A 21212-nucleotide genomic window follows, 5' to 3' on the forward strand; every position below is an offset into this window, starting at 1 on the left:
CCCTCAGTCATCGCACCCTCCGTCATCGCGGCCTCCGTCATCGCGGCCTCCGTCATCGCGGCCTCCGTCGGCTCGGCCTCCGCCGGCTCGCATCATGATCTGTTCGGCGAGCTCGTCGAGCATCACGTCCCAGCCGGGAGCGGTGTAGCCGGTCGCCTCAGCGAACCGGTCGGCTATCAGGCCATGGTCGCGGGAGGGCCCGTCGACGGCCACGACCTCGGCTGCCGCCCGCCCGGCCCGGCGCAGCCGGTCGTCCAGGCGGACAAGCAGGTCGTACTCCGTGACTGCCTCGGCGGTGGCGACGTGCCACAGCCCCGCCAGGTTCTCGTGCTTGACGAGCACCCGGTCAACGAGCCGAGAAAGCTCCACCGTCGTCAGTGCTGTGCAGATCGCCCGACGGTTGCCGGGCACCCGGCCGCGCTGGCTGAGGAACGACTCGATCAGACCGCTGGCCCGCCCGGCTGGCTCCAGCCCGATGACCGAAGTCCGCAGCGTCACGGCCGGCGCCTCGCGTATCTCGCCGAGCAGCTTGGACATGCCGTGGACGTCGACCGGGTCCGGCTGGTCATCCTCGGTGTACCGGCCGCGCCGGCCGGAGAACACACAGGCGGTACTGATGTGCACAAGCCGGACGGCGGCGACCCGGCACAGCCGGGCAAGCCGGTGCGGGAACACCGTGTTGACCTCGACGGCAGGCAGTGCCAGCTGCGCCTCCGGACGCTGCTGGACCAGACCGATCGCGTTGACCACCGCGTCCGGCCGGAACCGCTCGAGCAGAGCGGCCACGTCATCATGACAGCGGGCGTCGATCCCGCCGAAAACCCGCTCGGGCCCGGGGCGCGGCCGCGCCGCCACCGCGGGACCGCGAACAGTGACGGCGACCTCATGGTGGCCGGCGAGCGTGCCAGCGAGCTCGTGCCCGAGCATCCCGTCGCCGCCGAGAACGAGGACTCTCATCCGGCCCCCTCCCTGGCGCGGCGCCCAAGGCCGGCCAGCCTGGCCGCTCCCGCGCCGACGGCGCCCGCGGCGTCTCCTCCGTGGCCGCCGGCCCACCGACTGGCACCCGCTCCGCCGCGGCCGACAGGCCCGCGGCGGCGCGCAGATGCCGCTCGACCCGGTCAAGCAGGGCGGCCCGCAGGTAGTGGGTCAGGTAGTACTGTCGCGCGGCGACGCCCATCGCCACCCGCTCGGCTGGCCCCAGCGCCGCCACCTTCGCGATCGCGTCAGCGAGCGCCACCGGGTCCTGCGCCGGTACCGCGATTCCGCCAGCCGCGGCGACCACACGGGCGGCCGCGCCGGTGGCCGAAGACACCATCGGCCGGCCGCAGGCGAGGAACGACTGCACCCGGCTAGGAACCGTCAGCGCCCCGATGGGATCGCGGCGCAGCGTCGTGACCAGCACGTCCGCGTGTGCCAGCAGAGCGGGCGTCCGCTCGGGCGAGGCACGTCCCAGCAGGTGGACCCGGTCACCGAGGCCTCTTCGGCGCACCTCGTCCGCCAGCCACCGGGCCCGCTGGCCGTCGCCGAGCACTGCCCAGCGCACCCGCGCGCCATGGGGATCCCCGCGCAGCCGCTCGGCCGCCGCGACCAGTGTCTCCAGCGACTGGCCGACGCCGAGGCTGCCGGCGTACATCGCGACGAACCCGTCGGGGATTCCGGCCGCGCGGCGGACCTCCGGGTCGGCCGGAACCGGGCGGTAGCACTCCTGCGCCCAGTTCGGCACGTAGTCGAGCCGGTCGACCGGGACCCCCGCCTCGCGCAGCAGCGGCAGAAAGTCCTCGGACCGCCCGAGCACCCGGGCGCAGCGCCGGAAGCCGGCGCGCGCCATCCAGTCGAGCAGAGTGAGCACCCGTTCGGAGCGGACCGCGCTCGTCGCATGCAGGCTCCACGGCCACAGGTCCTGCACCCACAGCACCACCGGAGTGCCCCGGAGCTGCCTCAGCAGCAGCGCCGGCACCAGCATCACCGGCGAGGTCTGGTAGACGAGCACCACGTCGGACGGTGGCAGCCGAGGCACGCCCAGCACGCTGGCGCTGGCCGCGAAGGACAGGTGGCTCAGCGCGAGACGCCGTGGCTCGCCCCCGCCGCGAGAGGCCAGCGGCACCCGCACCACCTCGACGCCCTCGTACCATTCCCTGGCCGAGCGCCGGCGGCCCGCGAACGCCTCCCCGTCCGGGCAGCCAGGCTGCCCGGTCAGCACCGTCATCCGGTGGCCGCGCTCGCGCAGGCCCACAGCGAGATCGTTGACCCGAGACTGCTCAGGCCAGAAGTACTGACTGACGATCGTCACCCGCATCGGTTCGCCTTTCCTCGAGGCGCCATGCGTGTTCCGGCATCGCGAGCGGCGGGGACGGGCCGCCGTCCCAGACGCACTGGGCGGCCCGGACTGGCCCGGCCCGCGAACGGCGCACGGCCGGGTCGGCCGTCATTGGTTGGCCTCGACCTCACTGCCCTCGCTGAGTCGCTGGTCGGGGATCCGGTGGCGGCCGGCCGGCGCCACCATAGCGGCGGGCCGGGCCGTGTGGCGCCCGTAGCCATAGCTGTAGCCGTAGCGCCGCTTGGACCCGACCGACCTGTTGAAGACGTAGCCCAGTACCGGCGTACCGACGAACTCCAGTCGGTGGCGGGCCTCGGAGAGCACCCGCAGCGGCGTGCCGCGCCCGACCACCAGCACCACCGCATCGGCCTGCGAGGCGATCGCGGCCGCGTCGCTGGCCGCGAGCAGTGGCGGCGAGTCGACGATGACGACGTCGGCGTGGATGCGCAGCCGGCCGACCGCGCGGCGGAACCGGCCGGTCCGAAAGAAGCTGGCGGGGTCGTCGAGCGCAGTCCCGGCGGCCACCACGTCGAGCGCCTCGGCACCGTCGAGGTCGAGGTGGCGCACGGCGGCGCTTACCGGCACGTCGCCGCCCAGGTCGGACAGGCCCGGCTCGTGGGAGACGTCAGCCAGCCCGGTCAGCCCCCGCATCCGCTCGTCACCGTCGACGACCGCCACCTTGCGGTCGTCGCGGGCCATCGCGATCGCGAGGTTGAGCGCGGTCACCGTCTTGCCGTCACCAGGGCGTGCGCTGGTCACCGCGACGACGCTGCCGCCGCCCTCGGCGGCAAGCGCGAACCCGATGCTCTCCACCAGGAAGTTGTAAGCCTCGCCCGCCGGGGACATGGGCTCGCGCGCGGCGGGCAGCGCCCGGCCGTCGCTGGAGACGGCGAACTCGGGGACGTCGCCGAGCAGCGGGACGCCGAGGATGGCTGCCGGGTCCTGCTTCTCGTCCGCCTTACGGCGGAACTCGTCGCGCCACCACACCGCACCGGCGGCGAGCAGGAGCCCGAGGAAGGCGCCGACGACGACCGCGCGAAGCGGCCTGGGCTGCACCGGCGCGTTCGGCGGGTTCGCCTGCTCGAACATCTGCACGCCGTCGCCGTACGTCGCGGTGTCCACCGCGATCTCGTCAGCCCGGCTCTGCAGCGTCAGCAGTTGGGTGGCCGCGGCCTGCCGGGCGGCGGACAGGCTCGGGTCGGCCGGGCCCTCGCTCGATTTCAGCTGCTCGTCCAGATCGCTGATACGTCCGCGCAGGGTGGCGATCGTCTGGTCGAGCTCGTCGGTGGTGACCTTCGCGTTCGCCTGGGTCAGGTTCCGGACGGTCTGGCGGTAGGCCTGGCAGACGGCGTTGACCACGGTGGCGGCCCCCTCGGCCGTCGGGTCGGTGGCAGTCACGCTGACCTGGTTGAGCTGGTCCGAGGAGGTCGCCTTCACCCGGTCACGCAGCTGGTCGACGGTGAGCCGGTTGTGAAGGAGCGAACGGGCGGTCGTCAGCACCTCGGTGGAGATAACGTACCGCGCCTGCGTGCGGACGTACCGCGACGGGTCACCGGCAACACGGTTGTTGTCGGCGAACACGCTGGTGCTGCCCGGGTCGTTGAGAAGCATGGTCGCGCTGCTCGAGTACAGCGTCGACTGGAGCGAGGCGAACAGGAACCCAGCCGTGCCGAACAGGATGGTCACGACAAGTAGCAGGTGCCATCGCCGCGCAAGCAGCGTGAGCAGGCTCCGACCACTGCGGGCAAAATCGGCCCGAGTGTCCGCGGTGGGGTCCGTCTCCACAGGCTCGCCGCTCCTTTCCATAGTGGCAGGTGCGACCGATGCTCGACCACACCCACCTTTTGATCACAAAGAGAACCCAGAAGAATACTTAGAGTGACAGTAGGGCTGGGACGCCGAAGGCGGTGGAGGCGCGCCGACGGCTCTACCACACGCGATGGATGACCGCATCCCGACGGCCGGAATACCGACGGCAACGGGACGCGCCGCCAAGCGTTTGAGTCACTACCACCCGCTCGGCCTTCGTGCGGTCGTCAGCCTCAGGACGACTCCACCAGCGGCGAGCCGGCCCCAGTTCCCGAGGCCGGGTCAAGGCGTTCGACGGCCACGGCGGGCCATTGCGCGGGGATGCGTCGGATGGCAGCCAGCCAGCCAGCGGTGGATGTCGAGCACGGCGCGGACCTTGCGCGCGCCCGAGTCGCGTGGGAACCGGTCGTGGTCGACGAGGTCGGGACGCAGCCAGCTCTGTGGCCGGAAGCAGCCTCCGTCTTTCACGGCCCGTGGTGATATGCCGGGCTGACCTGGCCGGAACGTGATCGAGGTGCACCTGACCAGCAACGATGTGATTTGTCTAGGATCACTTCTCGTTGAAACGGGTGCACCTCTTCCGTGCAGGCTACGCCATGCTCCGCGTGGGCCGATCGACTTGAGTTCGTCGGCGACGACGACCGGCTTGTCGCCTCCGTCGGCGTGTTACCGATCCGGCTTCTGGCCGAAAAGCTCGGCCTGCAGGCCGCGCTGTCCGCGGCGTGGGCCCGGCCCGGGTTCACCCCGGTCTACGACCGCGGCCAGCTCGCGGTCGACCTCGGGCTGGCGCTTCTGCTCGGCGGTGAGGCGATCAGCGACTTCCAGGGCCTGCGCCACCTGGCCCCGGTGACCGGGCCGGTGGCCTCGACCCCGACGGTGTGGCGGTTCCTCGACGAGGCCGACGAGGAGACCCTCGACGGACTGCACCGGGCCGTGGCCGCGTTCCGCCGCCACTGGTGGTCGCTGCTGGCCGCCCGGCCGGAGGGGTTCCCGTGGCTGAGGGTCGCCGGCCGGGAGCTGACCGGGATCACCGTGATGGACCTGGACGCGTCGATCGTGTTCGCCCGTTCCGAGAACAAGGAGAAGGCGGCGGCGACCTACAAGGGCGGGGTCGGCTTCTGCCCGAACCTGGCGACCTGCGACAACACCGACGATGTCCTGGTGATCGACCCGCGGCCGGGCAACGCGACCTCGAACGACGCCGCCGACAACATCGCGACCCTCACGAGAGCGGTCGAGCGGATCCCGGGCGCCTACCGCCACCGGATGCTCGTCCGCCTCGACGGCGCGGGCTTCTCCCACGACCTGCTCGAGCACATCGCCTCGGGCGGCGGGAAACGGGGCCGGCGCTGGGAGTTCTCGGTCGGCTGGTCGTGCACCGACGTGGAGACGGCCGCGATCGCCAAGCTCCCGCAGAAGGCGTGGGCCCAGGCAATCGAGCAGGACGGCACCCCGGTCGAGGACGCGTTCGTCGCCGAGCTGACCGGCCTGCTCGACCTGTCGGCCTGGACGAAGAAGATCCCCGGGCTGCGGATCCCCGTCCGGGACGAGCCGCTGCACCCGAAGTACCTGAAACGAGCCTCGGCGAGGGAGAAGGAGCTCGGCCGGCGCTACCAGCTGATCGCCGTCAACGCGAAGGCCGGCCAGCTCGCGTGGATCGACGCGCGGCACCGCTCCCACGTCCACGTCGAGAACGACGTCAAACAGGGCAAGGCGATCGGCCTGAACCGTTGGCCGTCGCGGCACTGGGACATCAACGTGGCGTGGACCCAGATCGTCCCGCTGGCCGGGAACCTGCTCGCGGCCTACCGCTGGCTGGCCCTCGCCCCCGGCGAGCAGCGCGACGCCTCAGTCAAGCTGCTGCGGCTCCGGCTGTTCGACCTGCCCGCCCGGCTCACCCGCGGCCAGCGCAGACGCTGGCTGCACCTGCGCGCGGACTGGCCCTGGATCGACGCCGTCACCGGCAGCTGGACACGGGTGAAGGCGCTACCCACCGCGACCTGACCATTCTCCCCCGCCCCTACGACCTTGATCAGTGGGTCGTCGATCTGGTGCGCGGTGCGGTAGTCCTCGACTGCCCGCCGGCATCGCTCGGCGCAGCCGTAGTCGTCGACTGTTCGCACTCTCATTGCGCCGATCAGGAGGCCGTCGTTTCGCAACGGCGGCTCTTGTTTTCGTCAATTCAACGGCCATGGCGACTGGGTGCACCGCGGCGGATTTTCGGGGGGTGCCTCGGACCCGTAACACCCGCCTCGCCGCGATCCACTCCCTGTTCGGCTACGCGGCACTGCGCCACCCCGAGCACGCCGCCGTCATCGCCCGGGTGCTCGCGATCCCACCGAAACGCTCCGACCGGCCGCTCGTCACCTACCTCACCGAACCCGAGATCACCGCCCTGATCGCCGCGCCCGATCAGGCGACCTGGACCGGACGGCGCGACCACGCGCTGCTCACACTCGCGGTCCAGACCGGCCTTCGCGCCAGCGAACTGACCGCGCTGACCGTCGCCGACCTGCACCTGGGCACCGGAGCGCACGTCAGTTGTCTCGGCAAGGGCCGCAAGCAACGGATCACCCCGCTGACCCGAACGACCGCGACCATCCTTCGTGCCTGGCTCGCCGAACACGCAGGCCAGCCGACCGACCCGCTCTTCCCGACCCGCCGCGGCACCCGACTCAGTCACGACGCACTGCAGGGCCGCGTCGCCACACACGCCGCCACCGCGGCCGCCAGCGCGCCGACCCTGACCGAGAAGAACGTCACGCCCCACGTCCTGCGCCATTCGACCGCAATGACCCTTTTACGCGCCGGCGTCGACACCACCGTCATCGCGCTCTGGCTGGGCCACGAGGCCGTCACGACGACGCAGATCTACCTTCATGCCGATCTCGCCCTGAAGGAAACCGCACTCGCGCGCACCGCCCCGACCGACGCCGGCCGGCTGCGCTACCAGCCCCCCGACACTCTGATCGACTTCCTCAACAGCCTCTGATAACGCCGACCGGTGAGCTGGCCGGAGCCACCCGGCCAGCCCGTCCGCGCAGCGGGTCGGCATAACGACGGCGTCGTCATTAGACGCCTTATCCCGACGTCGGGATAAGGCGTCGCCGACCCAGAGCTCGTTCGGCCGGCTCGCCTCGAACGGGGCGAACACCCCGGCCTTCGCCTCGGCGAGCTGGCGGGGTCCGACCCCGACCCGGGTGAAGTGGCGCTGCAGAGTGCGCTCGTCGGGCGCCCAGCCGTGGCGCGCGGCGATGATCCGCCGGATCTGCGCGGCGGTGCCCGCGGGGTTCTCCCGGCGCAGCGCCACCGCCAGGTCGAGCACTTCGGCCGGGGTCCGTGGTGTGAGGTGCCGCTCCGCTGGGATCAGCGCCTCGAACCCGCCGGTCCGCCAGGTCCTGATAAGCGGTCCAGGGTCCAGCGGGTCACCCGCACTGGCCGCCCGTCCGGCCCGGTGTGCTCCTGCTCGGCGATCTGACGGACCAGCTCGCCGCGCTGCCGCGACGTCAGGGACGGGTCGCCCGCCTCGCGCACGAGCAGATAGCGGAACAGCGCGATGTCGCGCGCCCGTTCCGCCCGGGTCGGCGTCTCCCGTCCAGGTTCGCGCCGCGCGCGTGTCTCCTTGCCGGCCACCAGGCATCCTCCGCGTTCGTGGGCATACGACCCGCGCAGGCTCCCAACCGGTGGCCACCAGGCAGAAGAGGCGACTCGCGTTGATCCACAATCACGCGAACGAATGATCAACGATCAGGTGGACGGCGCACAGCAGTGATCATCTGAGGGGCGAGGAACGTCCCGTGCGTCACCGCCGCCGCGACCCGCCACGGCGCCAGGCCCCCCGGCCTCGGCCAACGGCTGGCCACCGCGACTGCCGCGCCGAGTACCGCCTCAACCGCGTCAGCCAGCGGCGAGCCCGCCCCCGCCGGCACCACCGGGTCGACCCCGACCGCCACCAGCAGCGTGGTGAACACCCGCCGGACCGCCTCCGCCCGGCCCGCCAACCGGCGCAGCCAGCCCCGCACCGTCCCGACCGGCCGGCCCAGCACCCCGGCGACCCGGCGCGCGCCCAGCCCCGAAGCCGCCGCGACCAGCCCCGCCCCGATCACCGCGGCCAGATCCGCCCGCCGCGAGAAGGCCACGACCGGCAGCAGCACATGTGTCCGCCCGCAGCGGCGGCACCGCGCCCGCCGCGGCCGGCGCGCCACGACCCGACCGAACCCCCGCAGCACCCGCCGCGCCGCGAACGCCCACGGCCGCAACGAACCATCACACACCGGACAGGACAGCTCACCCGCCGTCAGCTTCCGGTCGACCGAAGCAGGATCGTCCTCTACCGTGAGCACGGCGCCTCCCGAGGCGCTCCGCGGCCCTCCCTTACCCGCGCAAACAAGGATCGGGGAGGGCCGTCCTCATCCCTGACGTACTCACCGTCACCGGCCTGCCACCCCAAAAACCCACCACGGACCCACCAAACCCAACGCGACCGCCGGCGCTGATCCCGCCCATCGACACGCTGTCGCCACCCACCCAGCCCGGCCCGCCCAACGCCAGCCCACCGCCGTCGTCAGCGACAGCGCCGCACTGCCCCAGTCCCGTCGGCATCGAAAGCGCCGTTCAACAGGTGGCCTTCGAGAGGGTCGTGGCTGATGGTCTGGACGTCGAGGAGACGCCGGTTGGCGTTGAAGCCGATCTGCCAGAGCGCAGGCAGGTTGACCAGCCGCTTGCCGATCTCGAAATCGCGGGTGTCGTTGATGGTCGTTTCGGTGCGTAGGGCGCGGTTTTCCTTGTGGTACTGCTTGATCGTGGTGTGCTTGTAGTCGACGTGCAGGCTCGGGGTCACGCCTTCGGTGAGGACCCGGGTGCGGAACCGGCCGGGGGTCGGCCGGTTACGACCGGTGTAGATCTTCCTGTCGAAGATGAGGCTGACCTGGTCGGGCCGGCCGGCCGAGGTTGTCGCGGATGACCTCCTCGAAGAACACCCGTCCTGACAGGGGCCGGTCGAGCATCTGGGTCAGGGAGAACTCGGCCTGCAGGATCGAGATGTCGTAGGTGTAGCCGGCGTCGCGGTCAGCCTGGGTGAACAGGTGCGGCAGGAGGTCGAACCACTTGCGTGCCAGTGCGTCGATCTGGTCGGGGCCGAGCTGGTCGCAGACCTGCTGGAGCGCGGTCGGGTGGTCGACGGTGGCGAAGGCGTTGTCGAGCGGGGTGAAGCCGATCCCGGCTTTGGCGGCTTGGCGCTGGGCCCAGTGGTTGCCGCCCCGGCAGAGCTTGGCGTTGTATGGGAAGTAGGAGCAGAACTTCAGGAAGAACGGGCCGAAGTCGGTGTCGACGCAGTAGAAGTCGAACTGGTTGACGTTGACCAGCCCGGTCGTCTTCACGATCCACGGGTAGGTCACACCCTTGGCGTCGCGGCGCTTCTCCGTCCGGAACAGTGGGACCTTCTCCTGCGCCCGGCCGATGAACACCACCCCCTCGTCGTCGGTGAACCCGGCAGGTGGGCGTGCATGACGTCGTCCTTACGCTGGCCCCTGACGACGTCGACGATCGGGACTCCTCGGTCGGTGGCGAAGGTCCGCACCGCCCTGACGAACCGGTCCGTGATCGCGCCCAGTGGGGCGGTCGAGGCGACCGGCATGCCGAGCTGGTTATGGACGTAGCCGACGATCCCCCGGTCGAACTGGAGCCGGGGCACGTAGACGTTCGTACATCCGGTCGATGCACTCGACCTCGAAGCTCACATGACCGGACAGGACGTCAGCGACCGTGCGGGGTAGCGTCATCATCAGCTCCGGACCGGGACGGTCAGCCCTCGGGCCACCGCCGCCGTCGTGCGGCACCACAACGGGTTCATCGTCAACCCGTCACACCGCCCGGCCGGAGCCCCAGATCACTACCCGACCACAGCAACATGCCTCGTCGGGCTGGGGCGAAGCCCCGTTAGGACTGAGAAAGCACTGAGACCGCCGGCGACGTGCCGGCGGTCTCAGTCTCCATCCAACGCGTTCAGCGATAGCGCGGCGCACCCTGGTCGGCTCGCCGGGCGGACTCGGGATACGGCGCGCTGTCCGTCCAGCCGCCGCCGAGGGCGTCGCCGCCCCTGGCACCGCGGCGGCGCATCCGCACGCCCGTCATCATGAGGTCGACGCCGTAGACCAGCAGGAACAGGCCGAACAGCAGGGTCACACTGAGCACGCCGACGCTCGGATGGGTGAACACGACGATCCCGAACACGATGCTGGCCAGACCGACCACCACCATGCCGGTGCGAACGCCGCGCCGGACAGGCGCCGCGAACGCGGCACCGACCTCGACGACGCCGGTGACCACGGCCCAGACACCCAGCCAGACCGTCAGCACGAACACCGTCATCGCGGGCCAGACGAGCGCCACCACACCGGCCGCGACGTCCAGCAGCCCGAGGGCGATGCTGCCCGCCGCGGGGCCCGCCCGGTCATGCGCGAACGCGCGGTGGAAATGGCCGATCGCATCGCAGAACACATAGATCGCGAAAAGCACGATCAGCGCGCTCACAGTGACCCCAGGCCAGGCGATGGCGACAATTCCCAGTGCCACGGCAACAAAGCCGCGCAGCAGGAAGGAAGTGGATTCCGACCTGAGCATGTCCCATCACCTCCAGGCTGTTGCTCGGTCGCCACTAAGCGTGCCCACCCAGCCTCGCCCGGACGCCTGGCACCTCCGGGTCAGGACGGTTGGCCCGGTCCAGACCAGTCCCGAGCAGGCCAGACCGGGCGAAACGCCGGGTTGCCCCACCTGGGAGAAATCGGCTGAACAACGCGCGGGCGTTGGGACAGGATGGCGGGCATGGTCGCTCCAGCCGAGACCGCGTCCGCCCGTCCCACTCCGCCGACGCACGGCTACACCGTCACCTGCGAGTGGTCAGGCTCAACCGGGGCCGGGTACGATCAGTACTCCCGGTCGCACCTCGGGAACGCTCCGCCGGCGGCCGCCGCGGTCCGGCTCTCCTCCGACTCCGCCTTCCGCGGCGACCCGTCGCTGCTCAACCCCGAGCAGCTGGTCGTGTTGGCGGCGGCGTCCTGCCAGCTGCTGTCGTTCCTGGCGATCGCCGCGCGGGCCCGGGTCGACGTGCGGGACTACCAGGACGCCGGCACCGCCGTGATGACCGAGGACGGCCGGGGCGGCGGCGCGATCACCGAGATCACCCTGCGGCCCCGGATCACCGTCGTCACCGACGCCACCGAGGAAAGGCTGGGCCGGCTCGCCCAGCTGGCCCATGAGCAGTGTTTCATCGCCGCCTCGCTGAACTGCCCGGTCACCGTCTCCCCGACGTTCGAGATCCTCACCCCGTACGCGTTCCGGGACACCGAGACGGCGGCTCACCGGCTCGCGCTGGTCGCCGACGTCTTCGGTCCCGGCTCCCGCGCCTTCGTCCGGGACCGGGTCGGCGCACACGGGCCGGCCGACGTCCGGCTCGCCGTCGACCTCGGCTGCGGGCCGGGCCACACCACCCGGCTGCTGGCCGCCGCGACCGGCGCGGCCCACACCGTCGGGCTGGACGCGTCGACGGCCTTCGTCGCCGCGGCCACCGGCGCCGAGACGGTCAACGCCGAGGACGATGGGCGCGGCGGCGAACTGACCTTCCTGCGCCACGACGTCCGCCGGGTGCCGTTCCCGGCCCAGGCACGCGCCGCCGACGTCGTCTACGCCCGGCTGTTGCTGCCCCACCTGGTCGACGTCACCGACGCGATCGGCGGCTGGATCACCCAGGTCGCCCCGCACGGCCTGCTGCTACTCGACGAGGTCGAGTCGATCGACACCGACCAGCCGGCACTCGCCGCCTACCTCGACCACGCGCGCCGGCTGCTGACGGCCCGCGGCACGACCCTGCACGCCGGCCGGCTGGTCAGCACCGCGCTGCACGACCTGGCCGCACACCGCGACGGGGCGTCCTTCGAGGTCGAGTACGACGCCACCGAGCTCGTGCGTCCTTCGGTGCCGGCCGCCGCCGCGATGTTCGGCCTGAACCTGGTCGTCTGGCGCACCGACCCCCTGTACCGCGGCCGACAGCCCGAGCTCGACCAGCTGGCCGCCGACCTGGCGGCGCTGGCCGCTGGCCCGGAGCGTGCTGGTCAGATCACCTGGACGATGCGCCGCGTCGCCGTCCGCCGCCTGGCCGGCTAGCTCCACCCGGAGCAGCCGCGGCCCGGCGGGCGCCTGGACCGAACTTCCGATCGGCCTAGGCCGTGCCCGAGCTGGCGGCCCTGCTCGCAAGCCATGGCTTCACCGTGACGCGCGACGAGTCCCTGCTCGCGATCTCCGAACGTCTCGGCCTGACCGGCACCCGCCGGGCGTCGGTCACGAACGCCCGCCTGGCCGTCGCCGACCGCTGACCCGCGCGGGCCGCCGGTCCGACGCCGCGGGATCCCACGGCTACACGCCGAGGAAGTCCAGGACGGCCGCCATGGCGCGCATGTTGGACTGCAGCGAGAAGTGGTCCGCGCGCTCGATGAGGACGCCGGTGGCGCTCGGGAGCATGGCCGCCAGCGCCTCGGGGTCGCCGGCGGGATCCCGCTCGCCGGTGACGACGAGAACCTCGCAGGTGATCGCGGCCAGCTCTACGGCGGTCAGCGGCTCAGCCGCGCGCCGGGCGAACGCGGCCAGCGGCGCGAGATCGTTGCCGGCGCTCTTGGCTAGGCCCCGGAACAGGCGGGCGCGAACGTCTGTCGGGTCGGCGTTCTCGATCGAGAACGAGCCCGCCTCGCGGACCTCCAGCACGGCCGGGCCGATCCCCATCACGGCGAGCCGGTCGAACGACGCGAGCCCGCGCGCCGCGATCTCCAGCAGGGTCCGGGCGCCGGCCGAGAAGCCGACCGCGTCGACGGGACCACGGTCGGCGAACGCGGCGGCGACGGTCGCCGCGACGTCGGCGTAGTCCGCCGGGTCGGTCGAGCGCTGCGCCGTGCCGTGCCCGGGCAGGTCGACGGCGATCACCTCGCGGCCGGCCTCGCGCAGCATCTCGACCCAGCCAGCCGGCCCCCAGCCGTGCTCGCTGGAGGACGCGAACCCATGAACCAGGACGACAGGCGCCGAATCAGCCACCCGCGAACAGTAACCGCCGCTGTTTCGGCCCGTCGAGCCACACGTGGTGGTCGCGGGTCTCGCCCCGTCACCGCCACCGGGAACGACAGCACCGGGAACGACGGTGACCGCGCCCGTCAGGTCAGCGGTCGCGGAGGCGGTAGCGCGACCAGGGCAACGGGTCGTTCGAGCCCCGCCGTGGGCGGAGCCGGTCGGCCGGCGGTTCCGCCTGGTCGGGCTGGCGCGCGGGCGGGACGGTCGCAGCCGGGGCCGCCGGCAACCGGTGCGGCCCCGGCGTGCTGACGGGCGCCGATGGCAGGGCCCGGTCCAGATCGGCCGGCCCGCGCGCGGTCTGGTAGCCGATGGCGATCTCGGCGCGGGCGAGCCAGTCGAGGTCCAGGGCTGGGGTCACGTCGACCAGCAACGCGTCGATGCGGTCGACCAGCACGTCGGCCTCCGGGCCGCGGCGCTGCCGGCGCGCGGCCATCGCCCAGCGGCTCGTGGCGCTCTCCAGGTCGTGGCGCGGGCTGGTGTCGTGCAGGCCGCGCCGGACGATCCCGGCCAGCTCGTCGGACAGCCGGGTCGACGGTGCCCGCTCGGCCAGGGCGACGAGCTCGGTGGCGAGCGCCAGCGCGCGTCCCCAGGAGAACAGGCCGCTGTGCTTGCGCGGCAGGGCGGCAAGCTGGCTGATCCAGCTGGTGGTGACGCCAAGCGCGCGGGCGACGGCGCCGACCCCACGGCGAGCGCCCTCATCGGTGGTCTCGGGCAGCAGCTGGTGGACCGTCATCGCCTGCAGGCTGGCCCGGTTGTCGGACAGCTCGCGCAGCGCCCGCCAGCGCACGGTAGGCGGCGCCTCGGCCCAGACGTGGACCATCGCCGTCAGGAGCTCGTCAACCTGCCGGTCGACCTGGTCATCACGCCGACTCACCGGCCAAACCGCCCTTCACCTCGCTTATTGCCCGTAAACTTAGTTAAGTCACGGTAAACAACAGCGCACAGCGAATGAACTGTTACTTTCCGACCTCAAGGCCGGTCGAACGGGTCTTCTTGACCGATCTTCACCCAACATCCTCGAGCACCGCGCACCGGGTCCCCGAGCCAGCCACCGGCGGCCCGACTCGTGCACTGAGCGCTACAACCGGGCACGGGAGCCGACGGGAGCGCAGCGCCCCCGCAGACCCGCGGATGTAGGGGTTGAACCGGGTCAGTGGCCGCCGGGCTGGATCGGCGCCGGATAGCCGGCGGGCGGTTCGGCCGCCCAGGCGGCCGCACCGACAGCGCCGGCGAAGCCGTCCACCGCCGTGAGGATCCGTGGGGCCTCCACCAGCACCGTGTACCGCGACATGACCTCGTCGATCTGCGGGCGGAACGCCGGCAGACCTGCCGCGACACCCCCGCCGACGACGATGACCTCCGGTGCGAGCGCGTTCGCGAGGCCCGCCAGCGCGATCCCCAGGGCGTGCCCGGCGCGGGCAACCAGCCGTGCGCAGGCGGGATCGACGGGCGCCAGCCGCACCACGTCGGCGGGCTCGACCGCCTCGGGCTGCCCACCGACCGCGGCGGCGAGTGCCGGCGAAGCCCCGGTACGCACCAGGTCGGCGCCCATCTCGGCGAGTGCCCGGCCACCGGCGATCGTCTCCAGGCAGCCGACCGAGCCGCAGCCGCACCTGCGGCCGTCCACCGGCTCGATGGGCATGTGCCCGATCTCGCCGCCACGGCGGGCGCGACCCATCCGAAGCTGCCCGTCGGAGGCGATGGCACCACCGATGCCGGTCCCCAGAGTCACGAAGATCGCGTCCGACGCCCCCGCCGCGGCGCCGTGCCGCAGCTGGCCGTAGGCGAACGCACGGGCGTCGTTCGCCAGGTTCACCGGTCGGCCGGTGGCGTCGGCGAGCTCCGGGCCGACCGCGCGGACCGACCAGTCGCCCGCGATGTTCGGGACGACGAGCAGCCGGCCGGCGACCGGGTCGAGCGCGCCGGCGGCGGCCACCCCGATCGCGCGGGCCTCGGGCACCTGGGCGGCGACCTCCGCCAGGGCGCCCAGCACGTCGTCCACCCCGCTGTGCGGGGTCGGGACCCGGCCCTTGCGGACTACCTGGCCATCCGCCAGCGTGACCCACTTGATCGAGGTGCCGCCGAGGTCCAGCCCGAGGACCGTCGAGGACCTCGGCTCGGCCTCCAGCGGCCAGGTGCGGGCCTGCGAATCCTGAGGCCAACTGGCGGCCTCGGGATCCTGAGGCCACGTGCGGGCCTGCGAATCCTGAGGCCACGTGCGGGCCTGTGCATCCTGAGGCCACGTGCGGGCCTGGCGGCCGCCCTGAGTCACCGCGCCATTCTCCGTCTCCGCGCTGGGGCCGAACCGTGCTCGGCCTTGTTGTCCGCCGGCCGCCACCGCACGGCCCGCGCTCGCCGGGCAGCACCGCCTCGCCGAAGAGTAGGGGCGGATGGCAGGACTGTGGTCAACCCCATGACCGTGCCGTCCGTTCGCCGGCGGCCCGGTCGCTAGCCTGGGATTTGGTTGCGTACGCAATCTCGTCGCCTGTCAGAAGGTGGAGGCAATTGTCGTGCCGAAGCTTGTGGTCATCATCGCGAGCACCCGTCCCGGCCGGATCGGGCCCTCGATCGGGACGTGGGTGGCCGAGCAGGCGACTGCGCACGGTGCCTTCGACGTGGAACTGGTCGACCTCGCCGAGGTGGACCTCCCGATGTTCAACGAACCAAGGCACCCTCGGCTGGGCGACTACGCCCATGACCACACCAAAGAGTGGGCCGCCACCGTGGCCGCGGCGGACGCGTTCGTCTTCGTGATGCCGGAGTACAACCATTCGTTCACCGCGCCGTTGAAGAACGCGCTTGACTTCCTGTCCGCGGAGTGGCAACACAAGCCGGTCGGTTTCGCCAGCTACGGCGGGATCGCCGCCGGCACCCGCGCGGTGCAGGCGATCAAGCCGGTGCTCGCGGCGCTCGACCTGGTCCCGGTGACTCCGGCGGTCGCCCTCGCGATGGTGGGCCAGAAGATCGGCTCGGACGGCCAGCTCACGGCCGACGCGGCGATGGACGCGGCCGCCAAGGTGATGTTCGACGAGCTCGCCCGCTGGACCGTCACGCTTGCCGCGCTGCGCACCAGCTGAGCCAGGGTGACGGCGGCCTTAGAGCACCGGGCCGCAGACGCTGTGCACCGGGGCCGGGCTGGCCAGGAAGCGGTTCGCGATCCAGGTGTACATGTCGTGCGCCGACGCGTTGAAGACGGTGCTGTGGCCGGCGGTCGGGTAACGGTGGTAGTCGACGGCGGTTCCCGCCGAGCACAGGTCCCGCACCACGCCGTCGGTGATCGGCCGGCGGATGACGTCGTCGGCGTCGCCCTGCAGCAGCAACAGCGGCGGCATGACACCGATCACCGCCTTGCCCTGCGCGGCGAACCTGGAGGCGTAGGGCTCGGTGGTCAGCGGGTCATGCTGGAACACCTGTGCCTCGGTGAGCCCCGTGCTGGCGGTCACCAGGTCGCCGGCGCACTCACGCTGCAAGATCGACAGTAGCCGCTTCCCCCGCGGAGTCAGGTCGGCCACCAGGTTCACGGCGGGATAGGCCACCGACACGCCGTAGGCCGCCAGCAGCACGTAGGCGACCCCGGTGTTGTTCTCGTCACGCAGGCTGGCCAGCGAACGTGGCAGGTCCGCAAGCGGCGACATGGCGACGATCCCCCGGACCGCGAGCTCCGGCGCGTAGCCGGCGGCCATCACCCCGGCGGCGAGCGCGGCCTGCCCGCCCTGCGAATAGCCCCAGATGATCACGTTGCTGCCCGCGTGCGCCGCCGGCAGCGCCCGCGCGGCCCGCACCACGTCGAGAAGGGCCTGGCCCGCGGGCCTGGCTACGTAGATCGCGTGATCGCCGGGGGTGCCGAGGCCTATGTAGTCGGCGGCGGCGACGACATACCCCTGCTGCGCCAGCGAGAACGTGCTGCCGACCGCGGACAGCGGAGGCTGGGTCAACGACGGGGCGCAGGCGTCCGCGACGCCCGTGGTGCCGTGACCGAAGGCGACCACCCGGCGGCCACCGGGCGGCACCGTGCCGCCGTGCCCCGGTGCCGGGCTGAGCACCACCCCGGAGGCCGCCACGTCGGTGCCGTTCTGGTCTCGGGTGTGGTAGATCACCCGCCAGGCCACGATGCCCGCCGGCGCGCCGGCCACCGGCGTGGCCGTGATCAGGCTGCCGGGTGCGCCCGGTGCCAGTTGCTCGGCTTCCCCGTTCGAAGCCGCGGCGCCCGAGGATGTGCCCGCCAAACAGCCAGCCAGCGGCACCGCCAAGAGCAGGGCCAGGGCTGCGTAGGCAAGGACGCCGCGTGTCCTCATCCGGCCCGGTACGCCCGGGTCCGCCCGCCTCGCCACGCTTCGAGCGTATTCACCAGCCTGGCGCTTCGACGATTCACGTGGGTCACGCCCCACGTGGATTTCGACCGGCACCGAGGCCGGTCGCCACCCGGCAGGCCGCGCGCGGCCGCGCGGGACTGCGACCTCTCGCAGCCCCACGGGCGCCGCGGCGCCCGTGGGGGCCTGGCTCCAAGCAACAAGAAGGCCCCGACCAGGCCGACTCGGGAGGACGGCGAAGTGGGGCAAAGAAGAGTCCCGGTGACGTACCCATCGATACGGGGGGATTCGAGGGGTACGCCGACCGGGACAAGCCACACGTTACAGGTTCGGCCTGCGCTTGTCGCCGCTCCCAAGAACAACGGACGACATCGGGACCCTCAGCTCCTGGAACTTTAGATGGCGTCCATGCCGCGTTCGCCGGTTCGTACCCTGGTCAACGCGACGACCGGGGTGACCCAGACCTTGCCCGCGCCGCTGGCGGTGCTCGCGGCCGAGCTGAGGATCAGGTCGACGACGTCCTCGGTGTCGGAATCGTCAACGACGACCTCCATGCGGACGTTGCTCACGGACTCGCCATGGAACCGCTGCCCCCGATACGAGCTGGTCCGCCAGAGCTCCATTCCGTAACCGGTGGCCTGGCTGATTGTCATCCCATGGATACCAAACGTGTTCAGCGCGGCGCGCACGTCGGCCACCCGGTGCGGACGGAGAATTGCGGTGACAAGCTTCACGACCAGGCCCCACTCATCCGCTCGGACTGCGGTATTTCATCCTGCCAAAGCGTAGAGCCGACGGATGTCGGGGTCCTGTGCCCCACACCGGCTCTTCTGGAGGACCGACGAAATGTCGCTGGCTGACCGAGCTCCGGCACCGGACCCGATCGACCTGCTCCCGCCCGCGCCGACCTTCGCCGTGACCAGCACGGACCTCGCCGACGGCGCGCCGCTGCCACTGGCGCACGCGCACCGCAGCGCCGGCGGCGGCGGCCTGTCGCCGCAGCTGTCCTGGTCGGGCTTTCCGGCTGAGACGCAGTCATTCGTGGTCACCTGTTACGACCCGGACGCACCGACCGGCTCCGGGTTCTGGCACTGGGTCCTCGTCGACGTCCCGGCCTCGGTGACCGAGCTCGCGACCGGCGCCGCCTCCGGCGACCTCTCCGGCCTCCCGGCCGGCGCCTACCACGTCGCCTGCGACTGGGGCGCGAAGAGCTACGGAGGCGCCGCGCCGCCGGCCGGCGACCGCCCGCACCGGTACGTCTTCGTCGTGCACGCGGTGGACGTGCCGAAGCTTGAGGTCAACGACGCCGTCGCCCCCGCGGTCGTGGGTTTCAACCTGGCGTTCCACACCCTCGCCAGGGCCGTCATCCGCGGCACCTACCAGCGCTGAGTCTCGCGCCGCGACCAGCCAGACCGGGATACCTTGACGGGATGAGCCGACGGTCCGCCGTCCGTAGGCTCCCCGGAACCCAGGCAGAGGAGGGCGTCCGATGATGCGCAGGCTTGCGCTGATCGCCGCGGTCGCCAGCGCCGCCGCGCTGGCCGCCCGCTGGCGCAAGGACAAAGGCGAGCAGGTCGACCTGTGGCACGAGGCCACCTCGGCCGACCAGGGTGGTCGCTAGGCCCGACAGGCCGGGATGGATCCCCGCGTCAGGGGACCATCCCGGCCCAGGCCTGGCGGCGGCCCTCAGACGGGGACGACGCCCAGGTCCTCCTCGGGCGCACGGGCCTTCGCCCCACGTCCGACAACGAAACCCCCGGCGGCCAGCAGGATGCCGCCGACGAAGATGATCGTCGCCATCACGTTGACCTGTGGCGGGACCCCGTTCTTGGTCGCGCCCATCACCCACAGCGGGAACGTGAGCGTGCCGCCCGCGTTGAACGCCGTGATGATGTACTCGTCGATCGACAGCGAGAACGCCAGCATCGCGCCCGACAGGATGCCCGGCAGGATGATCGGGAGCGTCACCAGCCGGAACGTCGCCCACGGCCCGGCCCCGAGGTCGCGCGCCGCCTCTTCGAGGCTCCTGTCGAAACTGGCCAGCCGGGTGCTGACGACCACGGCGACGTAGGCCAGGTTGAACATGACGTGCGCGATCAGGATCGTCAGGTACCCGCGCGGGATGTTCATCGTGATGAACAGCGAGAGCAGCGACGAGCCCAGCACCACCTCGGGTGCGGCGATGTTGGCGAAGAGCAGCAGGTTGACGCCACCCTGGCCACGGAACGAGTGTTTCCCGATCGCCATGCCGATCATCGTGCCGAAAGCCGTCGCGATGAGGGTCGACAGCACGCCGATCGTCAGCGAGTTCACCAGTGAGCTGGTGAGGTCCGGGTAGGCGCCGAGCCGGCCCCACCATTTGAAGGTGAAGCCCTGCCAGTGGGTGTTCTGCCGGCTGTGGGTGTCGTTGAAGCTGAAGACGATCATAAAGATGATCGGCGCGACCAGCCACAGCAGGATCAGCCAGGTGTAGGCGTGCATCAGGTGCTCGCCCCAGCGGATGCGCGGTCGCCGCCGAGGCGTGGCCGACTGCGCCAGAGCGGTCGCCGCGACGGTGGGGGCGCTCAGAGTCCCTGGTTCGCTCCGTCCGCCGCGAGCTACGGCCCCGTCCTCCGCAAGCTCCGGACGGGACCTCCGCCCGCGTCCTCCCGCGCTCACCGCGTCGCCATCTCGAAGACGTCACGCGTGCCGAGCACCCGGGCGTAGATGAGGATGCCGACCAGCAGGATCACCATCAGGATGAACGACAGCGCCGACGCGAGGGGATAGTCCGCGTTCGTGAGGAACGCCGTCTGGATGATGTTCCCGATCATCGTGTTGTGGGTGCCTCCGAGGATCGACGCGTTGACGTAGTCGGAGGTCGCCGGGACGAACGTGAGCAGCACGCCGGCGAACACCCCCGGCATGGACAGCGGCAGCACGACCCGGCCGAACACGCCGGCCTTGTTGGCGTAGAGGTCACCCGCGGCCTCCAGTAGCCGCGGGTCCATCCGTTCGAGCGCCACGTAGATCGGAAGCAGCATGAACGGGAACGAGTTGTACGTCAGACCGCCGATCACCGCCGCCGAGGTCGCCATGACCCGGAAACCGTCCGGCAGCAGCCCGATGTGCTTGAGGTTCCCGAGGATGACGCCGTCGTCGGCGAGCAGGAACTCCCACGAGACGGTCCGGATGATAAACGAGACGAGGAACGGCAGCAGGACCAGGAAGAGGTAGGTCGCGCGCCGCCTCCCGCCGTAGAAGGCAATCCAGTACGCCATCGGGTACGCCAGCACGATCGACAGCACCGTGCAGACGCCGCCATAGATGAATGACCGGATCAGCTGCGTCGAGTACTCGCTGATCGCGTGCGGGTAGATCCCGAAATTGAAGGTCTGGGCGAAGCCGTCGGTCACGTTCCCGGTCTGCAGCGAGACCGAGAGCATGACCAGCATCGGCACCACGAAGAAGATCGCGAGGTAGAGCCCGCCTGGGGTGGACAGCAGGTAGGGGGTCCACGGCGAGCGCCAGTGCTTCGGCTTCTTCCCGCGGCCGCCCGCCGCCCCGGCCTCCGGGGCGGCGGCCACGGTCTGGGTCATGATTGAACCTTTTCCATTTATGCGTGCACTGGTCCAGGTCGGTCCTTCTCGTCAACGGCAATGGAAAAGGTTCATTCGCTCCGGCTC

The 21212-nt window shown here is 71.5% G+C and carries 22 protein-coding genes and 1 pseudogene; 7 read left to right on the plus strand and 16 right to left on the minus strand.

Annotated features, from left to right (window positions below; all coding sequences use genetic code 11):
* Positions 1 to 3: 3 nt before the first annotated feature.
* The 3 genes from FRADC12_RS13130 to FRADC12_RS13140 all read right to left on the minus strand — a co-directional run bounded on the left by FRADC12_RS13130 (position 4) and on the right by FRADC12_RS13140 (position 4102).
* Positions 4 to 957 (minus strand): sugar nucleotide-binding protein, encoded by a 954-nt coding sequence (locus tag FRADC12_RS13130; protein ID WP_045876865.1) that lies wholly within the window; start codon positions 955 to 957, stop codon positions 4 to 6.
* Positions 884 to 2296, minus strand: a complete 1413-nt coding sequence (locus tag FRADC12_RS13135) for a glycosyltransferase family 4 protein (RefSeq protein ID WP_084010679.1) — start codon at positions 2294 to 2296, stop codon at positions 884 to 886. Before FRADC12_RS13135 ends, FRADC12_RS13130 begins: the two co-directional genes overlap by 74 nt.
* A 129-nt stretch (positions 2297 to 2425) precedes the next feature.
* Positions 2426 to 4102, minus strand: coding sequence for an exopolysaccharide transport family protein (locus FRADC12_RS13140; protein ID WP_045876866.1), 1677 nt, complete (start codon positions 4100 to 4102; stop codon positions 2426 to 2428).
* A gap of 606 nt (positions 4103 to 4708) precedes the next feature.
* Here FRADC12_RS13140 and FRADC12_RS13145 point away from each other — a divergent pair.
* Positions 4709 to 6130, plus strand: a complete 1422-nt coding sequence (locus FRADC12_RS13145; protein WP_045876867.1) for an IS1380 family transposase — start codon at positions 4709 to 4711, stop codon at positions 6128 to 6130.
* Between the two features lie 32 nt (positions 6131 to 6162).
* On the opposite strand, the pseudogene FRADC12_RS33095 reads toward FRADC12_RS13145, so the two are convergent.
* Positions 6163 to 6255: pseudogene (locus FRADC12_RS33095) on the minus strand (TylF/MycF/NovP-related O-methyltransferase); the annotation flags it as partial.
* Positions 6256 to 6353: 98 nt separating this feature from the next.
* Between FRADC12_RS33095 and FRADC12_RS13150 the strand changes: the two are divergent.
* Entirely contained in the window at positions 6354 to 7118 is a 765-nt protein-coding gene (locus tag FRADC12_RS13150; protein WP_052710888.1) for a tyrosine-type recombinase/integrase, read from the plus strand.
* A gap of 374 nt (positions 7119 to 7492) precedes the next feature.
* Here FRADC12_RS13150 and FRADC12_RS34895 read toward each other — a convergent pair whose 3' ends face one another.
* The 5 genes from FRADC12_RS34895 to FRADC12_RS13170 all read right to left on the minus strand — a co-directional run bounded on the left by FRADC12_RS34895 (position 7493) and on the right by FRADC12_RS13170 (position 10747).
* The gene (locus FRADC12_RS34895) at positions 7493 to 7759 is read right to left on the minus strand and encodes a hypothetical protein (RefSeq protein ID WP_045876868.1); all 267 of its coding nucleotides are present in this window, start codon (positions 7757 to 7759) and stop codon (positions 7493 to 7495) included.
* A 107-nt stretch (positions 7760 to 7866) separates the two neighbouring features.
* Positions 7867 to 8469 carry a hypothetical protein gene (locus FRADC12_RS13160; RefSeq protein WP_045876869.1) on the minus strand — a complete coding sequence of 201 codons (603 nt, stop codon included), beginning with the start codon at positions 8467 to 8469 and terminating at the stop codon, positions 7867 to 7869.
* 221 nt (positions 8470 to 8690) lie between these two features.
* On the minus strand, positions 8691 to 8966 hold the full coding sequence (locus FRADC12_RS32235; protein WP_198152888.1) for a hypothetical protein: 276 nt from the start codon (positions 8964 to 8966) through the stop codon (positions 8691 to 8693).
* A 46-nt stretch (positions 8967 to 9012) separates the two neighbouring features.
* Positions 9013 to 9591 (minus strand): hypothetical protein, encoded by a 579-nt coding sequence (locus FRADC12_RS32240; RefSeq protein WP_198152889.1) that lies wholly within the window; start codon positions 9589 to 9591, stop codon positions 9013 to 9015.
* Positions 9592 to 10129: 538 nt separating this feature from the next.
* Positions 10130 to 10747 carry an HdeD family acid-resistance protein gene (locus FRADC12_RS13170; RefSeq protein ID WP_045876870.1) on the minus strand — a complete coding sequence of 206 codons (618 nt, stop codon included), beginning with the start codon at positions 10745 to 10747 and terminating at the stop codon, positions 10130 to 10132.
* 201 nt (positions 10748 to 10948) lie between these two features.
* Between FRADC12_RS13170 and FRADC12_RS13175 the strand changes: the two genes are divergently transcribed.
* Together FRADC12_RS13175 and FRADC12_RS31255 are read left to right on the plus strand one after the other, a co-directional pair.
* Complete coding sequence (locus FRADC12_RS13175) at positions 10949 to 12286, plus strand: OsmC family protein (protein WP_045876871.1); 1338 nt, start codon at positions 10949 to 10951, stop codon at positions 12284 to 12286.
* A gap of 62 nt (positions 12287 to 12348) precedes the next feature.
* On the plus strand, positions 12349 to 12495 hold the full coding sequence (locus FRADC12_RS31255; RefSeq protein ID WP_157488838.1) for a hypothetical protein: 147 nt from the start codon (positions 12349 to 12351) through the stop codon (positions 12493 to 12495).
* A 40-nt stretch (positions 12496 to 12535) separates the two neighbouring features.
* On the opposite strand, the gene FRADC12_RS13180 is transcribed toward FRADC12_RS31255, so the two are convergent.
* The 3 genes from FRADC12_RS13180 to FRADC12_RS13190 all read right to left on the minus strand — a co-directional run bounded on the left by FRADC12_RS13180 (position 12536) and on the right by FRADC12_RS13190 (position 15509).
* Entirely contained in the window at positions 12536 to 13204 is a 669-nt protein-coding gene (locus FRADC12_RS13180) for an alpha/beta fold hydrolase (RefSeq protein ID WP_045876872.1), read from the minus strand.
* 121 nt (positions 13205 to 13325) lie between these two features.
* Entirely contained in the window at positions 13326 to 14111 is a 786-nt protein-coding gene (locus tag FRADC12_RS13185) for a hypothetical protein (RefSeq protein WP_232303765.1), read from the minus strand.
* Between the two features lie 276 nt (positions 14112 to 14387).
* Complete coding sequence (locus tag FRADC12_RS13190) at positions 14388 to 15509, minus strand: ROK family protein (RefSeq protein ID WP_045876873.1); 1122 nt, start codon at positions 15507 to 15509, stop codon at positions 14388 to 14390.
* Positions 15510 to 15747: 238 nt separating this feature from the next.
* On the opposite strand from FRADC12_RS13190, the gene FRADC12_RS13195 reads away from it, so the two are divergent.
* On the plus strand, positions 15748 to 16314 hold the full coding sequence (locus FRADC12_RS13195; RefSeq protein ID WP_045876874.1) for an NADPH-dependent FMN reductase: 567 nt from the start codon (positions 15748 to 15750) through the stop codon (positions 16312 to 16314).
* Positions 16315 to 16332: 18 nt separating this feature from the next.
* On the opposite strand, the gene FRADC12_RS13200 is transcribed toward FRADC12_RS13195, so the two are convergent.
* Together FRADC12_RS13200 and FRADC12_RS13205 are read right to left on the minus strand one after the other, a co-directional pair.
* A complete protein-coding gene (locus tag FRADC12_RS13200; RefSeq protein ID WP_232303766.1) occupies positions 16333 to 17568 on the minus strand; it encodes a lipase family protein in 1236 nt (411 codons plus the stop codon).
* Positions 17569 to 17942: 374 nt separating this feature from the next.
* Positions 17943 to 18281 (minus strand): P-II family nitrogen regulator, encoded by a 339-nt coding sequence (locus tag FRADC12_RS13205; RefSeq protein ID WP_045876876.1) that lies wholly within the window; start codon positions 18279 to 18281, stop codon positions 17943 to 17945.
* A 112-nt stretch (positions 18282 to 18393) separates the two neighbouring features.
* Between FRADC12_RS13205 and FRADC12_RS13210 the strand changes: the two genes are divergently transcribed.
* Both FRADC12_RS13210 and FRADC12_RS32245 read left to right on the plus strand, forming a co-directional pair.
* Positions 18394 to 18936 (plus strand): YbhB/YbcL family Raf kinase inhibitor-like protein, encoded by a 543-nt coding sequence (locus FRADC12_RS13210; protein WP_045876877.1) that lies wholly within the window; start codon positions 18394 to 18396, stop codon positions 18934 to 18936.
* A 103-nt stretch (positions 18937 to 19039) separates the two neighbouring features.
* Positions 19040 to 19168, plus strand: a complete 129-nt coding sequence (locus tag FRADC12_RS32245; RefSeq protein WP_232303767.1) for a DLW-39 family protein — start codon at positions 19040 to 19042, stop codon at positions 19166 to 19168.
* A gap of 65 nt (positions 19169 to 19233) precedes the next feature.
* On the opposite strand, the gene FRADC12_RS13215 is transcribed toward FRADC12_RS32245, so the two are convergent.
* Both FRADC12_RS13215 and FRADC12_RS13220 read right to left on the minus strand, forming a co-directional pair.
* On the minus strand, positions 19234 to 20028 hold the full coding sequence (locus tag FRADC12_RS13215) for an ABC transporter permease (protein ID WP_232303768.1): 795 nt from the start codon (positions 20026 to 20028) through the stop codon (positions 19234 to 19236).
* A gap of 173 nt (positions 20029 to 20201) precedes the next feature.
* A complete protein-coding gene (locus FRADC12_RS13220) occupies positions 20202 to 21125 on the minus strand; it encodes an ABC transporter permease (protein WP_084010685.1) in 924 nt (307 codons plus the stop codon).
* Positions 21126 to 21212: the final 87 nt, after the last annotated feature.

It is taken from the genome of Pseudofrankia sp. DC12, from assembly GCF_000966285.1.
Classification (GTDB): domain Bacteria; phylum Actinomycetota; class Actinomycetes; order Frankiales; family Frankiaceae; genus Pseudofrankia.

Excerpts from the sequence above, each read along its gene's own strand:
- FRADC12_RS13220 (WP_084010685.1), bottom strand. The coding sequence starts at position 21,125 with ATGACCCAGACCGTGGCCGCCGCCCCGGAGGCCGGGGCGGCGGGCGGC.
- FRADC12_RS13135 (WP_084010679.1), bottom strand. The coding sequence starts at position 2,296 with ATGCGGGTGACGATCGTCAGTCAGTACTTCTGGCCTGAGCAGTCTCGG.
- FRADC12_RS32245 (WP_232303767.1), top strand. The coding sequence starts at position 19,040 with ATGCGCAGGCTTGCGCTGATCGCCGCGGTCGCCAGCGCCGCCGCGCTG.
- FRADC12_RS13175 (WP_045876871.1), top strand. The coding sequence starts at position 10,949 with ATGGTCGCTCCAGCCGAGACCGCGTCCGCCCGTCCCACTCCGCCGACG.
- FRADC12_RS13210 (WP_045876877.1), top strand. The coding sequence starts at position 18,394 with ATGTCGCTGGCTGACCGAGCTCCGGCACCGGACCCGATCGACCTGCTC.
- FRADC12_RS13130 (WP_045876865.1), bottom strand. The coding sequence starts at position 957 with ATGAGAGTCCTCGTTCTCGGCGGCGACGGGATGCTCGGGCACGAGCTC.
- FRADC12_RS13170 (WP_045876870.1), bottom strand. The coding sequence starts at position 10,747 with ATGCTCAGGTCGGAATCCACTTCCTTCCTGCTGCGCGGCTTTGTTGCC.
- FRADC12_RS13215 (WP_232303768.1), bottom strand. The coding sequence starts at position 20,028 with ATGCACGCCTACACCTGGCTGATCCTGCTGTGGCTGGTCGCGCCGATC.